At 72.0% G+C, this 19,246-nt stretch carries 17 protein-coding genes and 1 pseudogene; 4 read left to right on the top strand and 14 right to left on the bottom strand.

The features are described from left to right. Positions 1-12 precede the first annotated feature (12 nt). The 6 genes and pseudogenes from BJF83_RS05675 to BJF83_RS05650 all read right to left on the bottom strand — a co-directional run bounded on the left by BJF83_RS05675 (position 13) and on the right by BJF83_RS05650 (position 7,975). A pseudogene (locus BJF83_RS05675) lies at positions 13-836 on the bottom strand (glutamate ABC transporter substrate-binding protein). 13 nt (positions 837-849) lie between these two features. Beyond that, a complete protein-coding gene (locus BJF83_RS05670) occupies positions 850-2,286 on the bottom strand; it encodes a hypothetical protein (protein ID WP_262391343.1) in 1,437 nt (478 codons plus the stop codon). Positions 2,287-2,292: 6 nt separating this feature from the next. After that, positions 2,293-2,895 carry an FHA domain-containing protein gene (locus BJF83_RS05665; protein WP_262391342.1) on the bottom strand — a complete coding sequence of 201 codons (603 nt, stop codon included), beginning with the start codon at positions 2,893-2,895 and terminating at the stop codon, positions 2,293-2,295. After that, complete coding sequence (locus BJF83_RS05660) at positions 2,879-4,228, bottom strand: protein phosphatase 2C domain-containing protein (RefSeq protein WP_075925456.1); 1,350 nt, start codon at positions 4,226-4,228, stop codon at positions 2,879-2,881. The genes BJF83_RS05665 and BJF83_RS05660 overlap by 17 nt, the downstream gene beginning before the upstream one ends. Before the next feature lie 17 nt (positions 4,229-4,245). Beyond that, a complete protein-coding gene (locus BJF83_RS05655; RefSeq protein WP_394329297.1) occupies positions 4,246-6,261 on the bottom strand; it encodes a tetratricopeptide repeat protein in 2,016 nt (671 codons plus the stop codon). A 487-nt stretch (positions 6,262-6,748) separates the two neighbouring features. After that, positions 6,749-7,975 carry a hypothetical protein gene (locus tag BJF83_RS05650; RefSeq protein WP_075925455.1) on the bottom strand — a complete coding sequence of 409 codons (1,227 nt, stop codon included), beginning with the start codon at positions 7,973-7,975 and terminating at the stop codon, positions 6,749-6,751. 225 nt (positions 7,976-8,200) lie between these two features. On the opposite strand from BJF83_RS05650, the gene BJF83_RS05645 reads away from it, so the two are divergent. Beyond that, entirely contained in the window at positions 8,201-8,515 is a 315-nt protein-coding gene (locus BJF83_RS05645) for a putative quinol monooxygenase (protein WP_083678425.1), read from the top strand. A gap of 131 nt (positions 8,516-8,646) precedes the next feature. On the opposite strand, the gene BJF83_RS05640 is transcribed toward BJF83_RS05645, so the two are convergent. The 4 genes from BJF83_RS05640 to BJF83_RS05625 all read right to left on the bottom strand — a co-directional run bounded on the left by BJF83_RS05640 (position 8,647) and on the right by BJF83_RS05625 (position 14,043). After that, the gene (locus BJF83_RS05640) at positions 8,647-9,342 is read right to left on the bottom strand and encodes an HdeD family acid-resistance protein (protein WP_394329296.1); all 696 of its coding nucleotides are present in this window, start codon (positions 9,340-9,342) and stop codon (positions 8,647-8,649) included. 137 nt (positions 9,343-9,479) lie between these two features. Then, positions 9,480-10,769: a citrate synthase gene (locus tag BJF83_RS05635; protein ID WP_075925454.1), complete on the bottom strand. Its 1,290-nt coding sequence runs from the start codon at positions 10,767-10,769 to the stop codon at positions 9,480-9,482. A gap of 760 nt (positions 10,770-11,529) precedes the next feature. Then, entirely contained in the window at positions 11,530-13,152 is a 1,623-nt protein-coding gene (locus BJF83_RS05630; RefSeq protein ID WP_075925453.1) for a peptide chain release factor 3, read from the bottom strand. 135 nt (positions 13,153-13,287) lie between these two features. Then, complete coding sequence (locus BJF83_RS05625) at positions 13,288-14,043, bottom strand: TetR/AcrR family transcriptional regulator (RefSeq protein ID WP_075925452.1); 756 nt, start codon at positions 14,041-14,043, stop codon at positions 13,288-13,290. A 178-nt stretch (positions 14,044-14,221) separates the two neighbouring features. Here BJF83_RS05625 and BJF83_RS05620 point away from each other — a divergent pair, with 178 nt between their 5' ends. After that, a complete protein-coding gene (locus BJF83_RS05620; protein WP_075925451.1) occupies positions 14,222-15,376 on the top strand; it encodes an acyl-CoA dehydrogenase family protein in 1,155 nt (384 codons plus the stop codon). Here BJF83_RS05620 and BJF83_RS05615 read toward each other — a convergent pair. From BJF83_RS05615 to BJF83_RS05600, 4 genes are all read right to left on the bottom strand, one after another. Then, positions 15,369-15,680: a type II toxin-antitoxin system HicA family toxin gene (locus BJF83_RS05615; protein ID WP_075925450.1), complete on the bottom strand. Its 312-nt coding sequence runs from the start codon at positions 15,678-15,680 to the stop codon at positions 15,369-15,371. The two genes, BJF83_RS05620 and BJF83_RS05615, sit on opposite strands and share 8 nt — an antisense overlap. Beyond that, the gene (locus BJF83_RS05610) at positions 15,680-15,898 is read right to left on the bottom strand and encodes a type II toxin-antitoxin system HicB family antitoxin (RefSeq protein WP_075925449.1); all 219 of its coding nucleotides are present in this window, start codon (positions 15,896-15,898) and stop codon (positions 15,680-15,682) included. The genes BJF83_RS05615 and BJF83_RS05610 overlap by 1 nt, the downstream gene beginning before the upstream one ends. Positions 15,899-15,942: 44 nt before the next feature. Beyond that, positions 15,943-16,746 carry an NAD-dependent epimerase/dehydratase family protein gene (locus tag BJF83_RS05605; protein ID WP_075925472.1) on the bottom strand — a complete coding sequence of 268 codons (804 nt, stop codon included), beginning with the start codon at positions 16,744-16,746 and terminating at the stop codon, positions 15,943-15,945. A gap of 117 nt (positions 16,747-16,863) precedes the next feature. Then, a complete protein-coding gene (locus BJF83_RS05600) occupies positions 16,864-17,103 on the bottom strand; it encodes a hypothetical protein (protein ID WP_075925448.1) in 240 nt (79 codons plus the stop codon). Positions 17,104-17,284: 181 nt separating this feature from the next. Between BJF83_RS05600 and BJF83_RS05595 the strand changes: the two genes are divergently transcribed. Next, positions 17,285-18,475, top strand: coding sequence for a sensor histidine kinase (locus BJF83_RS05595; protein WP_075925447.1), 1,191 nt, complete (start codon positions 17,285-17,287; stop codon positions 18,473-18,475). Continuing rightward, positions 18,472-19,161: a response regulator transcription factor gene (locus BJF83_RS05590; RefSeq protein WP_187347097.1), complete on the top strand. Its 690-nt coding sequence runs from the start codon at positions 18,472-18,474 to the stop codon at positions 19,159-19,161. Before BJF83_RS05595 ends, BJF83_RS05590 begins: the two co-directional genes overlap by 4 nt. The last annotated feature ends 85 nt before the right edge of the window (positions 19,162-19,246 follow it).

The following is a 19,246-nucleotide window of genomic DNA, read 5'->3' as shown; positions in this document are numbered from 1 at the left end:
GGACCATCGGCGTCACGGGCACCCCTCGAACTGGGGAACGCTCGTGACGAGGTCCAGGCCGGTCTCCCCGAACCACTGCTCCAACAGTTCCGCGGCGGTTCCGTCCTGGTACATCTCGCTGATCGCCTTGTTGACCGCCTCGCACGCGCGCACGTCGCCGTGCGGCAGCCCGACCCCGTACTTCTCCTCGGTGAACGGATTGTTCACCAGCCGGAAGCGTCCGGGTCCCGCGCGAGGAAGCCCGCGAGGATCAAATTGTCGGTGGACATCGCGTCCACCTCGCCGTCGCGCAGAGCGTCGACGCAGTCGCCGTAGCTGGGGGCGTCCGTCTGCTCGACCTCGATCCCGAGCCCCTCGGTGATCCGCCGCGCCGAGTTCGACCCGCGTCCCTGGCAGAGCCTGCGCCCCTCCAGGTCGCGCACGTCGTCGATGTGCGTCTCCTCGGCGCGGACGAGCAGGTCCTGTTGGGCCACGTAGTACGGACCGGCGAAGGTCACCTGGGTCTTGCGGGCCTGGGTGATCGAGTACGTCGCCACGACGATGTCCACCTCACCGCTGATCAGCAGGTCCTCGCGCTCGGCGGAGGTCACCCCGACCAGTTCCACCCGGTCGGGGGGGTAGCCCAGACGCTCGGCGATGTCGTGGGCGACGTCGACGTCGAAGCCGGTCAGCTCGCCGTCGGGCCCCCGCAGACCGGTGCCGGGCTGGTCGTACTTGACCCCCACGGTGATCGTCGCCAGGTCGAGCACCGAGGTCTCGTCGCCCAGCGCGGAGGCGCATCCGGTCAGCGCCAGCACGAGAGCGGCCGCCGCGGCGGGGCCGGTGGTGAGCCTCATTCCCGTTCCTCTCTCAGCGGTATTCGGCCAGTCGCGAGCGGACGCCGAACCCGACCAGGGCGAGCAGGACCAGGGCGAACGCGGGGAGCCCCCACCGCCACGGCTCCAGCACCCTGTCACCGCGGGCGATGCCCTCGGTGAACACGCCGCGGTGCAGGTCGCTCAGCCCGTCCAGGGCGGCGACGTAGGCGGGGAAGGCGCCGTCCCGGGAGTCGGCGACGGCCATGCGCGTGCCGATCGCGGCGACCAGGTCGCCTTCCTGGACGGCCGCGCGCAGTTCGCGGTCCTGCGCGTGCAACCGGCCGTAGGTCCGCAGCACCTCGGCGAGCGCGTCCTCCTGTCCGGGGAGCAGTGACTCCTGCGCACGTTCCCCCAGGAAGCCGAGGGTGCCCGGGTCGTCGTCGTCCGGATCTTGGGCCCCCGGCAGGTCGGGGTAGGCGGCGGCGACCTCGTCGACCGCCGTGTAGTACTGGTCGAGATTCTCGGCGGGACGGAAGAGCACCTGCTGGGCGCGTTCCAGGTACACCTGCTGGTAGCTGTCCGCGAGTTCGGGGTCGCCGAGGTAGCGGCTCTGGTCGGCCTGCATGTCGGTGGCGATCGCCCCCGCGCGGGCGAGCGCCATCGCGGCGTCCAGTCCCTGTTCCTTGGCGTCGTGCTGGTGGCCGATGCTGACCTGCAGGGTGAGGACCACGCCGACGGTGAGCGCCGCGACCCCCAGCGTCGCGCCGAGGAGGAAGAGGTTGAACCGGCGGCGGAACCGGACGCGCAGGTAGAGCTGGAGCGCCACCAGCGCCGCTGTGGCGGCGGCCCCGACGGCGCCGACCGAGAGCAGTCCCCGCACGACCGCCCGCTGCCCCTCCTCGTGGTTCTGCCGGACGATCGCCGAGGAGTCCAGGCCCAGGTTGAACGCCTTGGGCAGCAGTTCGGTGTGCATCAGCTGGGTGGCGCGCCGGTACTCCTCCAGCGCGTCCTCGTCCAGTCGGCCGGGCGGGGCCCCGGTCTGGTCGTTGAGCAGGAGGGAGCGGGAGGCGAGCCGTTCGTAGGCGCCCATCCCGTCGAGCACCGCCTCGACGTTGCGCTCCTCCACGCTGTCGCCCTCGGTGAGCGAGGCGGCCTGAAGCAGCGCCCCGTTGGCGCGGACGCGGCTGGCCTCGAACCGCTCCAGGGCGTCCGCGCGCCCCGACCCCAGGTCGTGGTCGGTCCCCATGAGCAGGACGTCGGCCATGCGCGCGTCCATGTCGGCCAGGTCCAGGTACAGCTCGGTGGTGGCCATGGCACGCGGACCGGCGTCGCGGCCGAGCACGTCGAGACCCTCGCGGGCCTGGGTCAGGGCGGTGTGCGACGACGCGAACAGACCCGCGATCGCCGCGGCGCACAGCACGGTCAGCGCCCACACCCGGGCCGGGGTGGAGTTCAGGAGGGGGCGTGCGCCCGCCCTGGGGGCGGTCACCGCGGCTCACCCCTTCTGGACGATGATGACGGTCCACGCGCCGACGTAGATCCGATCGCTGTCATGCAGGGGAACCTCCACGTTGCGGGGGATGGGGTCGGTGGCTCCGTTGATCGTCGTCCCGTTGGCCGATCCCGGGTCGAGGAGGGACCAGGTACCGCCGAACGCGGGCACCAGGATCGCGTGGACCCGGGAGATCGCGGGGTCTCCTCCCGGCCCGCCGAGGTCGATCTCGGGGGTGAAGCCGCGGCTGACGCTGCGTCGACCGATGTGCAGGCGCTCGCCTTGGAGCACGACGCGGTGCTGCCGATACCTTGACGGGAACGGAAGCCGCTCGGCGTCGAGCCTGCCCTCGTTCACCAGGTACTGGTAGTAGGCGGGGTCGGCGGTCACGACCGCCCGCCACGGCACCCCGTGGACCGGGCCGCGGTGCCCGCGGTCGCCGCCGGTGCGCGAGGCGAAGTCGAACCCGCACTCCTCACAGAACCGGCCGGTGCGGGACGTGCCGCAGTCGGGGCACGGGCCGCCCCGGGGTTCGCTTCGACGGTGCGGGGACGGTTCCAGGAGACGGTGCTGGGGCCTGTCGGGGTGGTCAGGCCTGTCCCGCACGAGGGCCACCACCTCCGGGCACGGGTATGACGACGACGGTGACGTTGTCCTTGCCGCCCGCTTCGAGGGCGAGGTCGACGTAACGGCGGGCGGCCTCCCGGGGCGCCGTTCCCGCGCCGGGGACGGCGGCCGCCAGGTCGACGGCCTCCGGGTAGTAGTTCCACAGGCCGTCCGTGCACAGGACGACGGCACCGGGCCCGGTCGGCGTGACGGTGGACACGTGCGCGTCGATCTGGCCGGAGTCGGCGCCCATCCACGCGACGAGGGCGTGCGCGTTCGCCGAGCGCATCGCCTCCTCCCTGGAGAGCATCCCCATCTGCACCATGGCCTCGCTCCAGGAGTCGTCCCTGGTGAGAAGGGCGGAGGCGCTGGCGGAGGGACCTCCGGAGAGCCAGTAGGCGCGGCTGTCCCCGACCCAGCCGACGGTGACGGCTCCGGTGTCGGGGCGCACGACGGCGGAGACGAACGTGCAGGCGGGCGCGGATCGGGGGGAGTCGGCGATCGCCGCGACGGCGCGTGCGGCCTCGGTCATCGCCGCGCCGGTCGCCCTGCGCGGGTCCTCCCCCCGGCGCACCCGTTCGGCGAGCACCGCCACGCCGGTCTCGGCGGTGACCCGGGAGGCCTCGTCGGAGCGGGGTGAGCTGGACACGCCGTCGCAGACCACCGCGACGACCGCCCCGGGGACGTGCGGGTCGTCGTCGGGCAGGACGAGGACGCCCAGGGCGTCCTCGTTGCGTCTGTGCCGCAGCCCCCGGTCGCTGACGCCGACGGCTCCGGGCGCGCACACCTCGACGTGGTCGCGGCCCCTGGGCTGGAGTCTGCCGCACGACACGCAGAACCCGGTGCGGACCCGCCCCGGACACCACGCGCACAGATCGGGGTTGGTGGGCTTGACCGGGACGCTGCCGGTGGCCGGCGGCGGCCAGGTCGGGGCGGTCGGGGCGGACGCCGCGGCCCGGCCTCCGGACCGGGCGGGGCCGACCGCACCCGCGGGCTCGGTGGGCAGGCTCGGCCCACCGGTTCCGGAGGGGACGGAGTCCCGCCGCATCGGCTGGGTGACCAGCGCGTCGGGCACCAGGGGCGTGGCGCCGGACAGGCTGACCCGGGGGGCGGTGGGGGGACCGTCCTCGGGAGCCAGCCCGGGCCGTTGGTCGTGGCCGGGTCCGGGGGTCGCTCCGGACAGGCTCACCTGGGGGGCGGTTGGCACCGCGTCGGGGTTCTCGACGCAAGCGTCCTTGATGTCGCCTGCGAGGGTGCGACCGCACCCCTCGCAGAAGCTGTCACCAGAGGCCACTCCGTCGGCGCAGGCAGGGCAGGTCCGCACCTTGGACATCGCTGTTCCTTCGATCCTCACAGCAGGGTCACCGGTCGTAGGGAGTTGGCCTTGTCGACGAGTTCGCGGCGTTCGCGCACCGAGGCGGCGCGGTGGGCCATCGCCCGGTAGCGGCGCTCCAGGTTGGCGCGGACGCCGTTCTCCGAGAGCGGCGCGCCGAGCAGCACCCGGTCTGCGGGCGCCCGCCCGCCCCCGCCGAGCCAGACCAGGACGTTCTCCAGGACCCGAACCGCCAGCCGGTCGGTGGACTCACTGTCCAGGCCGAGCCGGTCCAGGCGCTGTCCCGCCTCCAGGAAGTCCTTCGCGTCGGTGGAGCCGTGCCGCGCGGACAGCACGGACACCAAAGCGGTCTGGGCGTGGACGTACTGGCTGGAGAGTTCGGGCACGGTGTCCAGGACACGGAACGCCTCCGCCCGGTCGTCCTGGGCCAGGCGGATCCGCGCCAGGCCGAACGCCGCGCTGACGAACGAGTGGTCGGTGTTCCACACCGTCCGGTACTGGCGGGCGGCGGTGTCGTGGTCGCCGATCCGCTCGCTGGCGATGGCCAGGCCGAGCTTGGGCGCGCTCTCCCCCGGGAGGTGGTCGTAGATCCGGTCGAAGAGGTCGCGGGCCCCCTCGAATCGGCCGGTGCTCAGCTCGGCGACCGCGAGGTACCAGTCGGTGCGCCAGTCGTCCGGGGCCGCCTCGCTGAACCGGTGCAGCGCGTCCAACGCCTCGGCGTGCCGGCCCGCCGTGATGAGTGCGCGGCACAGCATGAGCTGGGTCGCCGGTGAGGGCGCGGCCATGCCCCGGAGGATGGGGACCAGCTCGTCCGCGGACAGCGCGGAGAACCCGCGCAGGTGCTGCGCCGCCGGGTCCGCGGGGTCGATCTGGGGCTTGGGCAGGAGCGCGGCGGCCTCGGTCGGCGAGGGCGGGGTGAGCAGCCGGTCCGCGTCGATCGCTCCGACCTCGGTGGCGCCGATCGTGTTCTCTCCGCCGAACTGGGAGGAGGTCGCCGGGTGCGGAGTGCCGTCGAGTTCGGACAGCACCTCGCGCAGGACCCCGGTGAGCTGGTCGGACATGTCCTCGGCGTGGTGGAAGCGCTTCCTGGGCTCGGCGTGCGTGCTGCGGCGCAGCAGGCGGTCGAAGGACTCGTGCCGCACGAGCAGCGGCACCGTCTCCCTGGGCGGAAGCGTGTGCTGGTGTTCGCGCTTGGCGTCGAACCGGAAGCTGAGCACCGCCAGCGTCCGGCCGACGGAGTAGAGGTCGGAGCTGACGGAGGGACCCGGCGAGCGCAGCTCGCCCTCGGGAACCCGGTAACCGGGGGTGGAGTAGACGTGGCTGGAGGTGTCGTCCATGCGTCGGACGCCGCCGAGGTCGATGAGCTTGATCTGCTCCTCGCTCTGCATGACGTTGTCCGGTTTGAAGTCGCAGTAGAGCAGGCCCTTGCTGTGCAGGTGGCTCAGGGCGCGCAGGCTCTCCAGCCCGAAGGCGATGACCTGGTCGACGGGCAGGACCTCGTCCCCCGAGCCGCGTTCGCGGCGTTCCATGAGCAGCTGCCTCAGCGACTTGCCGCCGACGTACTCCATGACGATGTGCCCGGACGGGATCGCGGTGTCCGGGTCGGGGTGCTGGGAGAAGTTGATGATCTTGACGATGTTGGGGTGCTCGACCTCCGACAGGAACGCGCGCTCGGCGGCGGCGGCCCTGTGCGCCGCTGCGTCCCCCGCGTTGAGCAGCCCCTTGAGCACAACCCATCGGTCGTTGACGTTGCGGTCCCGGGCCAGGTAGATCCACCCGAGTCCGCCGTGGGCGATGCAGCCGAGCACCTCGTACTGCCCGCCGACCAGATCGTCCGGGGAGAGCTTGGGGGTGAAGGAGAAGCGCGTGCCGCAGCTCCGGCAGTACCCCTCGGTGCGGCCGGGTCGCCCGTCCCTGGAACGGCCGACCCGATCGCCGCAGGAGCCGCACAGGCGGTTGTGCTCGGCGACGACGGGCTGGGACAGGACCGCCTCGGTCGGATCCCGGTAGGGGACGAGGGGCACCTGGACCATGCCCATCCCGAGCGTTCCGCGTACGGAACGGCGGCTGGTGCGGGCCGATCCCGAGCCGGTGCCGCGCACACCGTCGATGCCGACGGTGCCGCTCGGTCGGAAGCGGCCGGAGAGGCGGACGTGTCGAAGAGCGGGTGGGACTCCACGGGGTTGTCGTCGGTTCGGTCGGCGCCGGAGGCGAGCCACCGTTCGACGACGCCGCCGTCACCGGGCGGTTCGGACTGCGGTGCGGCGCGCGGCGCGGGGACCCCGGGCGCCGGTCCCTCCGACGGCGCGGCGTCGACGGAGCCGCTCCGGGGAGGGGGCGCGTCGGCGACCGGCGGAACCTCGGGCGAGGGTAGGTGCAGCACCGGCTGGGTCGCGGGGGACGGTTCCAGGGGGACCATCCGCGTCCGGGCGTGGAGCGCGTCGCCGCTCGGAGTCCGTCCGCACACGCCGCACCGGCCGTCCTGGATCCCACCGTCGCAGCCGGGTTCCGCGCACATGGTCATCTGGTCACACCACCATCGCTCCCGCCGTCCGGCGCCCAGGCGCCGGAGGTGGTTCCGTCCTCGGGGAAGTCGGCGCCCGACGTCTCCTGGAGCGCCCTGAGGTAGGCGGACAGGGAGACGGTCGCGGCGCGCAGGTCACAGGGCACCCGCCACAGTTCCCAGTGCGCGGCGCCGTGCAGTTCGGTGAGCCGGCGGTCACCGGTCAGCCCGAGGCGGGCCGCGCGGGCCCGGTAGGAGCCCAGGCGGCCGCGTAGCTCCGCGCGGCGCTCCAGCAGTCGGGTGAGGCTGGCCTCGCGTTCACGGGCGTCGTCGGTGGCGTCGTGGATCGCGCGTTGGAGCACGCCCAGGCGGGCGCCGAGGTCGCGCCAGCGGCCCTCGGCGCGCAGGACGTCCAGGTCCGCCACGGCGGCGCTGAGCGCGGGAACGGGGTCGTGGACGTCGACCGCGGCGGGCGAGGAGACCTTGGCGACGACCCGTGCGCGCAGGATCCGGGCACGCTCGACGATCCGCCCGACGTCGTCGATGGCGAAGCGCAGGCGTTCGACGTTCTCGTGGTAGGAGTCGCGCATGCGCAGGGCGTCGCGGAGTTCGCCCCGCGTGCGGTCCAACAGGACGCGCAGGCGCTCGATCTGGGTGGTGACCACGTGGCCGTCCACGACCAGTGACAGCGGGTCGCGGTGGATGGTCTCGTCCACACCGGCCAGCTCGGCCCGCAGATCCTCGTGCGCCTCCTCGGGCAGGCCCACCATGTCGGAGTGGGTCCCGATGTCGCTCCACATGGACTCCAGCTCCGCGAGCCGGGGCCGGAGCGCGTCCCACGCGGTCTCGACGGCGGAGATCACCTCGGTGATCTCCTCGTGGTCGGCCGTCGCCCGGGCGACGGCCTCGGCGAGGGTGATCCGCGCTCCGGGCCCGTCGCCGTCGGGCAGGGCGACCGACGGTCCGTCGAGGAGGCGGGTCAGCGCGCTCGGGGTGTTCGGGTCCGCGGAGGCGCGCAGGTCGCGGGCGCGGTCGACCACGGCTCGGAGGGCGGCGTACACCGTCCACAGGCTGTGGACGCGCACCTCGGCCTCCTCCCAGCGCCGCCGGGTCCGCCCGACCAGCTTCGCCGACCGGACCGTCCGGTGGCGACCGTCGCGGTCGAGGTCCCCGCACTGGAGTGCGATCCGGTCGGCCTCACCGCGCACGCGGTCGAGCATGTGGTCGATGCCCTCCCAGCTCATCGGAGGCATGCGTGCCCCTGGTGCGCTCCCCACCTTCCGTACCACTCCCCATGTCACCCGTACACGCCCCACGCACGCGTGCACGGCCCAGTGCTCCCAGTGTCTGGGTACGAGTCTGGCGGGAGGGATCCCGAACCACAAGGGCGTCCGGGCGTCGACCGCCAGCGGCCACGGCGGGGGTAGCCTCGAAGACGCCGCCGCCATGCCACGAGCCCCGGAGGAAACGTGAGCGACCGCGCCGTGTCCCTGGTCGTCTCCGTCCGCGTCCGCCCTGGCCGCCGCGACGCCTTCGTCACCGGCATCACCCGCAACGCCACCGCCTCGGTGCGCGACGAGCCGGGGTGCCTGCGGTTCGAGGTCGCCCAGGACGCGCGGGACCCCGACATGTTCTGGGTCTACGAGGCGTTCGCCGACCGGGAGGCGCTCAGGGCGCACCGACGCGCACCGCACTTCCTGGCCTGGCAGGAGGAGAAGGCGCATCTGGTCGTCCCGGGCAGCCAGGTCGACCGCCTCGGCACGCGCGTCGTGTCCGAGGGCTGACCGGACAGAACGCGGTGGAGGTCCGCGCCGGGGCGTCGCGCGGCGGAGCGGGCGTCCGCCGCGCACGTCCCAGGGCGCGTTCCGTGGCTGCTGCCCGTCGCGCAGCAGGGTCGGTGTCCGCGGCGCACGTCCTAGGGATTGGCGACCGGCCCGGGCGGTTCGTCGCCCTCGTCGGGCCCGCGCTCCTCGGACCCGGCCTCCTCCCCCGCGCGGTTCCCGGGCGGGGCGAGGGCCTCGGCGGCGCCACGCAGCCGGAACCCGGCCACCGCGAGCACCACGCCGAAGATGATCGCGTAGACACCGACGACCAGCACGATCACCTGCGCGCTCTCCAGAGGCCAGAACCACAGGAGCAGACCGAAGACGACCGACAGGGCGCCCACGAAGATGAGCAGCCACTCGGAGCTGATGTGCGCCCGCAGGCGCACGGCGGTCACGATCTCGGCGACGCCCGTCACCACCGCCCACACACCGATCACGAACACCAGCGCGATCACCGCGACCATCGGCCAGATCAGCGCGATCAGACCCATGATGACGCTGAGCACCGCCTGGATGACCAGCGAGGCGCGGGAACCAGGCGACGCGCGGAACGCGGCGTACCCGAGGGCGCAGCCGTCGACGAGCGCGAAGGCGCCGAAGACCACCGCCAAGGCGATCAGGGTCAGCCCCGGCCACAGCAGCGCGACCAGCCCGAACAGCACGGCGGCGACCCCGCGCAGGACCACCACCCACCAGTTCCGGCTCATCTCACCGAGCATGTCGCCGGCCAACGTGTACCGGACCATCGCTGCCTCCCCGAGTCCCTCGCGGTCGCCCGTGGTCACGGACCTCAGGATGCAACTTCCCCGGGGCGCGCGCCCCGACGACAGATCACGGGCAAAATGCCTGGCAAGGGGCGGTACGGGCTCGGGCACGACGACGCCGCCCCCAGCGTCGGGGGCGGGCGTGACCGGCCGTGGGGTCAGCCCTGACCGGGGTACCGGCGCTCGGCGGACCCGATGTAGTGCTGACGCGGGCGCGCGATCCGGAAGGCCGGGTCGTGCAGCTGCTCGCGGTAGTGGGCGATCCACCCGGGCAGGCGGCCCAGGGCGAACAGCACGGTGAACATGTTGGTCGGGAAGCCCATGGCCCGGTAGATGACGCCGGTGTAGAAGTCGACGTTCGGGTAGAGCTTGCGCTCGGTGAAGTAGGAGTCGGCGAGAGCGGCGGCCTCCAGCTTGAGGGCCAGCGAGAAGAGCTCGTCGGGGTTCTCGTGGTTGTCGAGGATCTGACTGGCCAGACCCTTGATCTCCTTGCTCCGCGGGTCGAAGTTCTTGTAGACGCGGTGGCCGAAGCCCATCAGGCGGACCTCTCGGGCCTTCACGCGCTCCAGGAAGTCCTCGATGCCGGTGCCCGAGTCGCGGATCTCCTCAAGCATCTCCAGCACGGCCTGGTTGGCTCCGCCGTGGGACGGGCCGGACAGGGCGTTGATGCCGGCCGCGACGCTGGCGAAGATGTCGGCCTGGGAGGACCCGACCACGCGCACGGTCGCGGTGGAGCAGTTGAGCTCGTGGTCCGCGTGCAGGATGAGCAGGAGGTCGACGGCCTTGCCGAACAGGTCGCCCAGCTCGCCGTCGGCGGAGTCGTCGCCGAAGGTCATCCGGATGAAGTTCTCGACGTAGTCAAGGGCGGCGTCCGGGGCGATCGGCTTCTCGCCGGTGGAGTTGCGGTAGATGCGGGCCGCGATCGTCGGCAGCTTGGCCAACAGCCGGATCGTGGCCAGCTCGACCTGGTTCTCGTCGGCCGGGTCGACGCTGTCGGCGTAGTACGCCCCGAGCGTGTTGACGGCGCTGGCCATCAGCGACATCGGGTGGCCGTTGCGGGGCATCGCGTCGATGAACGCGCCCATCTCGGCCGGGATGTCCGCGTTCTCGCGCAGCCGGTCGGAGAACTCCTTGAGCTGGCCGGGCTCCGGCAGCTCGCCGTAGATCACCAGGTAGGCGACCTCCAGGAAGCTGCTGCCCACGGCCAGGTCCTGGATCGGGTACCCGCGGTAGCGCAGGATGCCCGCGTCCCCGTCGATGTAGGTGATCTTCGAGCTACACGAAGCGGTGTTGCCGAACCCCGGATCCAGGGTGGTCATACCGGTCGACCCCAGCAGGGTCTTCAGCTCGATGGTGCGCTCACCCTCGGAGCCGGTGAACACCGGCAGCTTCAGCACGCCGCCCTCGTAGTGGAGCTCCACCGTGCGCTCTTTGTCGTCTTCGCTCATGCCCGAGGTCAACCTTTCCAGGCGGGGGATACGTGAGGTGCGTCAGACGCGGGGCGGTCGGCCGCCGCGTTCTTGATTCACTCGTTATTGTTCTGTTTTGTTAAACGACGGTTAAGCAAAATCATATAAGTTTCACCGATTCACGAACAGGTGACATGCAACACATACCCACATGTGGGTAGAATTACCGCACGGTGAAGATTTCCAAACTTTGCCGAACGTCGATTACTCCGTGATCACCCTGAGGCGTCGTGGACGACACCGGGGGTCCCCCGATGGCGTCCAGCCTTCCGTGGCGGTCCCCTGAGCACTCCGCCACCCACCCCGAACCGGGTCAATCCGGTCACCCTTCACAGAAGTGGACAAGCGCCCCGGAGCCCGGTGCGACGGGGGTCCGTACGCGCCCTAGCGGCCTTCCCCCAGGGTACCTTCGCGCTGATCACAGGCGTTGAGGAGGGGTGCCGACAGCGCGGTGATCTTGGCCTCTGTGCGATGCCGGGCGAGCACGCCAGTCACACTGGTCACACGGGAGCGCGCCCACCGTGTTCGACGGTGATGCGGGGGCACGCGAGTTCACACCCTCACCCGCGAACGCGTGAGAACGCGGTAAACGGGGGCCGCTCAGACGTCCGAGCCGGAATCCGTCTCCGGAAGTCGACACGCCGTCAACGGCATTCACCGGGAGTCAAGGGAAGGGTCGGGACTTCCCACAATGGCCACGGCGAAACCCTCGTGTGACACAGTTCTTGTCACAGAAGGGTCACTCTTCCTCGACGCCTCCGGCCAGCAACGGCTCCATGAACAAACCCGGGTGATCGCGCTCGATCACCCGCAGTCGCCACTTGTTGTGCACCAGCACCAGCAGCTCGCCATCGCTGCGCCGGCGCAGCACCTCGGCCCCCGACAGGGCGTGCAGCTCCGGCGCGGACTCGGCGTCCGTGCGCCGCGCCACGGAGTAGTCCAGCGGCGAGGCCTCGATCGGCGACCGGAACTCCTGTTCCATCCGGTGCTTGACCACGTCGAACTGGAGCGGGCCCACCGCCGCCAGCACCGGGGCCTGCTCGCCGCGCACGTCCGAGGTGAGCACCTGCACCACGCCCTCGGCGTCCAGCTGCGCGATCCCGCGCTGGAACTGCTTGTACTTGCCCGCGTCCACGGCCCGCGCGACCACGAAGTGCTCGGGCGCGAAGCTCGGGATCGCCGGGTAGGTCACCCTCGGCCCGTCGTAGAGGGTGTCGCCCACGGCCAGCGCCTGGGCGTTGACCAGCGCGATCACGTCGCCCGGGTAGGCGACGTCGATCGTGGACCGGTCCGCGCCGAAGACCGCCTGGGTGTACTTGGTCGCGAACGGGCGCCCGGTGGGCGCGTGGGTGAGCACCATCCCCCGCTCGAACCGGCCCGAGGAGACCCGCACGAACGCCATCCGGTCCCGGTGGTTCTTGTCCATGTTGGCCTGCATCTTGAACACCTGGCCGGAGAACGGCGCCTCCACCGCGCGGGGACGCTCCCGCTCGTCGGACTTGGGCGCGGGGGCCGGCGCCAGACGCACGACCGTGTCCAGGAGCTGGCCCACGCCGAAGTTGGGCAGGGCCGCGCCGAACAGCACCGGGGAGGACTCCCCGGCGAGGAAGGACGCCTCGTCGTAGTCGGCGCCCAGGGCCTCCAGGAGTTCGATCTCCTCCCGCGCGCGCCCCCACTCGGCGCCCTCGGTCCGGGCCGCCGCGTCGGCGTCGAGGACCTCCTCGATCGCCTTCTGCGCGCCGCCGGGCGTGCGGGTCATCCTGGTGTAGACCCCGCTCGCGCGGTCGATCAGGCCGCGGAAGTCGCCGGCGATGCCCACCGGCCAGTTCAGCGGAGTCGGCCGCAGCCCGATCCGCTGCTCGATCTCGTCCAGCAGCTCCAGCGGTTCGCGGCCCGGGCGGTCCCATTTGTTGACGAACGTGATGACCGGCATTTTCCGCGCCCGGCACACGTCGAAGAGCTTGAGCGTCTGCGGCTCCAGGCCCTTGGCCGAGTCCAGGAGCATGATCGCGCAGTCGACCGCGGACAGGACGCGGTAGGTGTCCTCGGAGAAGTCGGCGTGGCCGGGGGTGTCCAGGAGGTTGAGGACCCGGTCGGAGTAGTCGATGCGCAGCGCGGCCGAGGTGATGGAGATCCCCCGGTCCTGCTCCATCTGCATCCAGTCGGAGGTGACGCCCCTGCGGTCGCCCTTGCCGTGGACCGCGCCCGCCGAGGAGATCGCGGCCGCGTGCAGGGCGAGCGCCTCGGTGAGCGTCGACTTGCCGGCGTCGGGATGCGAGATCACCGCGAAGGTGCGTCGACGCCCCGCCTCGCGCCCGACCTCGGCCTCCTGCCGTGTCGTGTTCGCCTGATCCACGCTCATTCCCGCTGCCCGTCCCGCGTCCGTCCTACATCCCGGCCCCGTCCAGAGTACGCCCGCCGCAGGTGCGTCCGGTCCGCCCCGTGGACGACCCGCGCGCCGCACGGGGGATTCGCCCCGCTTCGTACGACGGGCGCGTCACGACGTCCGTCGAGGGTCCCGCACCGTGGCCGTGATCCTGCTCAGGAGCTCGTCGGGGCCGGTCCCGCTCGGGTAGACCGCGACCAGGACGTGCTCTCCCGCTCCCGCCGACTCCGAAGCACCGGCCCCCCGCCGTTCCGGCGTGCCGAGCACGGTCTCGGCCATGCGCCGCACCAGCTCCGTCGCGGCGTCGAACCGCGCCCACACCTCCCGCGGGTCCTGGTCGGGGGCGCGCAGCCAGGATCGCAGCACGTGGTTGTGCGCGGCGATGAGGGACGCGGCCACCACACCGGCCTCCAGGGAGTTGCGCTCCCCCCGGCCGGCGGACAGGTACCGGCTGAACGCCGCCTGGTAGCGGGCGGTCATGGCGACCTCCCGGTCGCGCAGCCTGGGTTGGGCGCGCACCAGCCGGTACCGGGGCACGGTGATCTCCGGGTCGCGCAGGTAGCCCTGGAGGACCAGGCGGGCGGCCGCGCGGGCCGAGCTGAGCGGGTCGTCGGGAGAGGCGTCCAGGAAGCGGACGACCGTGGAGAAGAGTTCGTCGTGCTCGGCGAAGAGGATGTCCTCCTTGGAACCGAACCTGCGGAACAGGCTGCGGCGGCTGACCCCCGTGGCGGCGGCGATGCCCTCCATGGTCGTGGCGTCGAACCCGTTCTCGGTGAAGAGCCGGACCGCCGCGAGCACCACCGCGCGCGTGTCCGTGCGCGGTGTGCCGCGCGCCTCGGCGCGCTCCCGCGCCCCCGTCCCGGTCATGGGTCCACCCCCTCCGCCTCGCACCTGGTCCGTCCCGCCCGGAGGACATTCCAGAAGGTATCCGACCTCGACGGTGTACTTCGCCTCGCTCACCCCCTACCCTGGCACTGGATGCCATACACCGGCACGCGGTGCCATATACCAGGACGTCGGGACGCCACCGGAGAGGGAACGTGAGATGAGCGACTTCGACCTGTTCAAGACCGCCGAGGAGCACGAGGAGCTGCGCGCGGCCGTGCGCGCGGTCGCCGAGGACAAGATCGCCCCGCACGCCGCGGAGGTCGACGAGACCAGCTCCTTCCCCCAGGCCGCGCACGACGCCCTGGTAGCCACCGACTTCCACGCCCCGCACATCGCGCAGGAGTACGACGGCGCGGGCGCGGACGCGCTGGCGACCTGCATCGTCATCGAGGAGGTCGCCCGCGTGTGCGCCTCCTCCTCGCTCATCCCCGCGGTCAACAAACTGGGCACGATGCCGCTGATCCTCGGCGCGTCCGAGGAGGTCAGGCGGCGCTATCTGCCCAAGGTGGCCAGCGGTGAGGCGATGTTCTCCTACGGCCTGTCCGAGCGCGAGGCCGGTTCCGACACCGCGAGCATGCGGACCCAGGCCGTGGCCGACGGCGACGACTGGATCCTCAACGGCCAGAAGTCGTGGATCACCAACGCCGGGGTGAGCCAGTACTACACGGTGCTGGCCGTGACCGACCCCGGGGGCCGGCGCGGCCGCAACATCTCGGCGTTCGTCGTGCACGCCGACGACGAGGGCTTCACCCTGGGCGAGCCGGAGCGCAAGCTCGGCATCAAGGGCTCCCCCACGCGCGAACTGTTCTTCGACGACGTCCGCCTCCCCGGTGACCGCATGGTCGGAGCCCCCGGCGAGGGCCTCAAGATCGCCCTGCGCACCCTCGACCACACCCGGGTCACCATCGGCGCGCAGGCCGTCGGCATCGCCCAGGGCGCGCTGGACCACGCCGTGGCCTACGTCAAGGAGCGCAAGCAGTTCGGCAAGGCCGTCGCCGACTTCCAGGGCGTGCAGTTCATGCTGGCCGACATGGCGATGAAGCTGGAGACCGCCCGCCAGATGGTCTACGTCGCGGCGGCCAGGTCCGAGCGCGGTGACGACGACCTCGCCTTCTTCGGCGCCGCCGCCAAGTGCTTCGCCTCCGACGCCGCCATGGAGATCACCACCGACGCCGTGCAGCTGCTGGGCGGCGCCGGCTACGTGAAGGACTTCCCGCTGGAGCGCATGATGCGCGACGCCAAGATCACCCAAATCTACGAGGGCACCAACCAGATCCAGCGCCTGGTGATGGCCCGCCAGTTGCTCAAGTAGGCCGTAGGAACGACGAAGGCCCTGGGCGTTCCGTCGCCTCTCCCCGAGATGACGGAACGCCCGGAGCTTCGGCGTACGGGCGGGCGGACTTCAGAGGAGGGCTCGAAGGTCCTCCAGGCCCGGCCTGGGTCAGGACCGACCGCAACGTGCCGCGCGTGCGCTCCTTGTGCGTCGGTACGACCACGACCCTTCGCCCCTGGCGCAGCTTGACATGACCACCGCGCCTGGAGACGTACGCGAAACCGGCCTTCTCCAAGGCACGCCGGGCCTCGCGACCGGAGAGCACGGGAACGTGCGGGCCCATCAGGCGGGGAGACGGACGTCGACCGGTGCGAGCATGGTCAGCGTCGGCAGCTCGGGGGTCTCTTCGTCCTCGAAGTACAGTTCGAGTGCCTCACGGAGGTTGGCGACGACCTCCTCCACTGTTTCCCCTTGGGAGGCGACCTCGACGGCTCTGGCGACGTATCCGCCGAGTTCGGTGTCCGGGATGACGGTGGCGCCCAGATACGGCGTGCGCTCCATGCCCTCAGCGCAACCGGGCGGGGACCGCGTCACCGCGACTTCGGTCAGACCGTGGACTCGCGGACGAAGCGCTCCATCGGGATGGGCTCGCGGCCGAGCACGGCGCGCACGTCCTCGGTGACCTCGGCGGCCCCGCCCGCGACGGCGACGGCGAACCGTTCGTTGAGCGTGTCGACGTACCGCTCACCCCAGCCCCGGTCGGTCGCCCGGAAGTAGAACCGCGACTCGTCCACCGCCTTGAACCGCCACACCGGGCTGTCGGTGCCCTTCGTCATCCGCACCACCTCGCGGAACGTGAGCGCCTGCGGCCCGGTCAGCGTGTACTCCCTGCCGTGGTGGTCCTCCACCAGTGCCGTGACCGCCGCGTTGGCGACGTCCCGGGCGTCCACGAAGCTGACCGCCGTCCGTTTCGTGACCGGCAGTTCGAGTCTGCCGTTGCGGGCCCGCGCCATGCGGGCGAAGTCCCCCTCGGTGAGATCCTGGTCGAGCCAGTTGGAGCGCAGCACGGTCCAGCGCGCGAACCGCCGTTTCGCCCTCTCCTCCACCACGCCCTGGTCGGAGGCGGCTCCGACGCCCATCCAGGACAGGACGACGGCGTTGCCCACCCCCGCCTCCGCGGCCCGGTCCAGGAACCCCGCCACGCGGTTGCCCAGTCCGCTGCCTGTAGGGGTCACCACGAAGACGCTCTCCACTCCGTCGAGGACGTCGTCCCAGTTGGACGTGTCCGTCCAGTCCAGACGGGTCTCGGCGGTCCGCGACGCCCCCGTCGCGGCCAGCCCGCGGCGGCGCAGTTCGGCCAGGACGCGTCTGCCCACCATCCCGGTAGCTCCGGTGACGAGTGTGCGCATCGGGTAGACCCCCACGATCGATTCGCTCCGGGGGCGCCCCGTCCGTGTCCGCGCCCCGCACGGCCCCACGCTACCGACCGATGCGCGCCGCGCGTAACGTCCCAGCGGGGGTGTCCCTCAGTGTCGGCGCTGCGGGGCGAGGGCCTTCGCGGCCAGCACCATGACCACGCCGACGGCCCCGACCGCGAGGTTGGCGAAGAGGGCGTACTCGTCGAGCAGCGCGACGTTCGGGATCACGAACCGGTTGAACGAGTTCAGCACGAACCCGAGGAACGGCTGGTGCCACAGGTGGTCGATCGCGCCGCTGAGACCGATCAGGAGGACAAGCACTCCGGTGCTCTGGAGGATCTTGCGCATGGGGCCGACCCTAGGAGCCGCGGCCCCGGGCGCGCATCGGTCCTTGGTGCGGTGTCGCACCCGCGGAAGGCGGTTCACGGCGCGTCCGCCGCAGGACGAAAGTAGGGCGTCCCCCGACGGAGGTCTCCGGCTCGTCCGCCACGCGCTCCCGCCGCCCATGCGAACCGTAGACTCCGGGACGATGGACGCTCCCACCGCCCCCGGACGGCGACGACGGCGCAGCGCGCGCGACTGGTGCGTCGACCTGACGATGTTCCTGTTCGCCGTCGGACTCGGACTGATGGTCGCCGTCGGCTTCGGCGAGTCCCCGCAAGCCCCGAGCTTCCGGGAGTACGGACCCGACCTGCCCCCCTGGCTGTCGGTCACCGAGCAGCTCGTCGCGTTCGCGGGCTGTGCGGCGCTGTGGTGGCGGCGTCGGTGGCCGGTGGAGCTGACGGTGGCCCTGGTCGCGATCGCGGCGCTGACCCCGCTCACCGCGGGGGCGATGCTGGTCGCCCTGTTCTCCCTGGCCGTGCACCGCCCGCCGCGGATCAGCCTGTCGGTCTTCGGGCTCGCCGCGGTGTCCTCCCTCGTCAACGTGTGGATCTGGCCCGACCCGACCACGCCCCTGTTCGTCAGCTTCCTGTTGGGGGTGGCGATCCAGGGCGCCGTCACCGGGTGGGGGCTGACCGCCCACCACCGGCGGAAGCTCGTGGAGTCGCTGCGTGACCGCGCGGTGCATGCCGAGGCCGAGGCGCGACTGCGGGCGGAGCAGGCCCAGCACCAGGTCCGCGAGGCGATCGCCCGGGAGATCCACGACGTCCTGGGGCACCGGCTGTCCATGCTCAGCGTGCACGCGGGCGCGCTGGAGTACCGACCCGACGCCTCCCCGGAGGAGGTCGCCCGCTCGGCGTCGGTGATCCGCGAGAGCGCCCACCAGGCACTCCAGGACCTGCGGGAGGTCATCGGCGTGCTGCGCGCGCCCGTGGGCGAGCTGCCCCAGCCCACCATGGCCGACCTGCCCCAGCTCGTCGAGGAGGCGGACGACGTCGGCGCCCGGGTGGAGCTGGTGCGTGAGTACGGGGGCACGGTACCCGAGCGGGTGGGCCGGACCGCCTACCGGGTGGTTCAGGAGGCCCTGACCAACGTCCGCAAGCACGCGCCCGGCGCGAACACCCTGGTACACGTGGCGGGCGGCGCCGGCGACGGCTTGACGGTCCAGGTGCGCAACGGACCCGCGACCGCGGCCCGCCCGCCCCGTCTCGTCGACGGCACGGGGCAGGGGCTCGTCGGTCTGGCTGAACGCGTGTCGCTCGCGTCGGGCCGTCTGGAGTACGGACCGGCCGACGGCGGTGGCTGGCTCCTGTCGGTGTGGCTACCGTGGCCCGCATGAGTGAGACGGGGCGGGACGCCCGGGAGATCGGCGTGATGATCGTCGACGACGACGCTTTGGTACGGGTGGGCCTGGTGATGATGCTGGGCGGCGCGCCCGACATCCGGGTCCTGGCGGAGGCCGAGGACGGCGGGCAGGTGCTCGATTTGGTCGACGAGCACGTGCCGGACGTGGTGCTGATGGACATCCGCATGCCGACAGTGGACGGCCTGACCGCCACCGAGCGTCTTCGGGCGAGACCGAACCCGCCGCAGGTGCTGGTCCTCACCACCTTCGACGCCGACGAACACGTGCTGCGCGCCCTGCGCTCCGGGGCCGCCGGGTTCCTGCTCAAGGACACTCCGCCCGCGCAGATCGTCGAGTCCGTCCGCCAGGTGGCGCGCGGGCTGCCCGTCCTGTCCCCCGCGGTGACGCGCCGCCTGATCGACCGGGTGGCCGCCAGCGACCACGAGGAGCGCGCGGAACGGGCTCGGGTGCGGCTCGCCGCGCTCAACACACGTGAACTGGAGGTCGCGGTGGCGGTGGGGCAGGGACGGTCCAACGCCGACATCGCGGCGCGACTGTACCTCAGCGTGCCGACGGTCAAGACGCACGTGTCCAGCATCCTCACCAAGCTCGACCTCAACAACCGCGTCCAGATCGCCCTGCTCGTCCACGACGCCCAGCTGCTCGACGGGGCCGGGTGAGCCCGGACACCGCGGGCCGGACACGCCGGGCACGCGGGGGCTCTCCGGGACACCCGGGACGCTTCCCGTGATCGAGCCGACCCCA

Source organism: Nocardiopsis sp. CNR-923, assembly GCF_001942255.1.
Lineage (GTDB): Bacteria > Actinomycetota > Actinomycetes > Streptosporangiales > Streptosporangiaceae > Nocardiopsis.
This window is presented reverse-complemented; position numbering and strand designations above follow the sequence as displayed.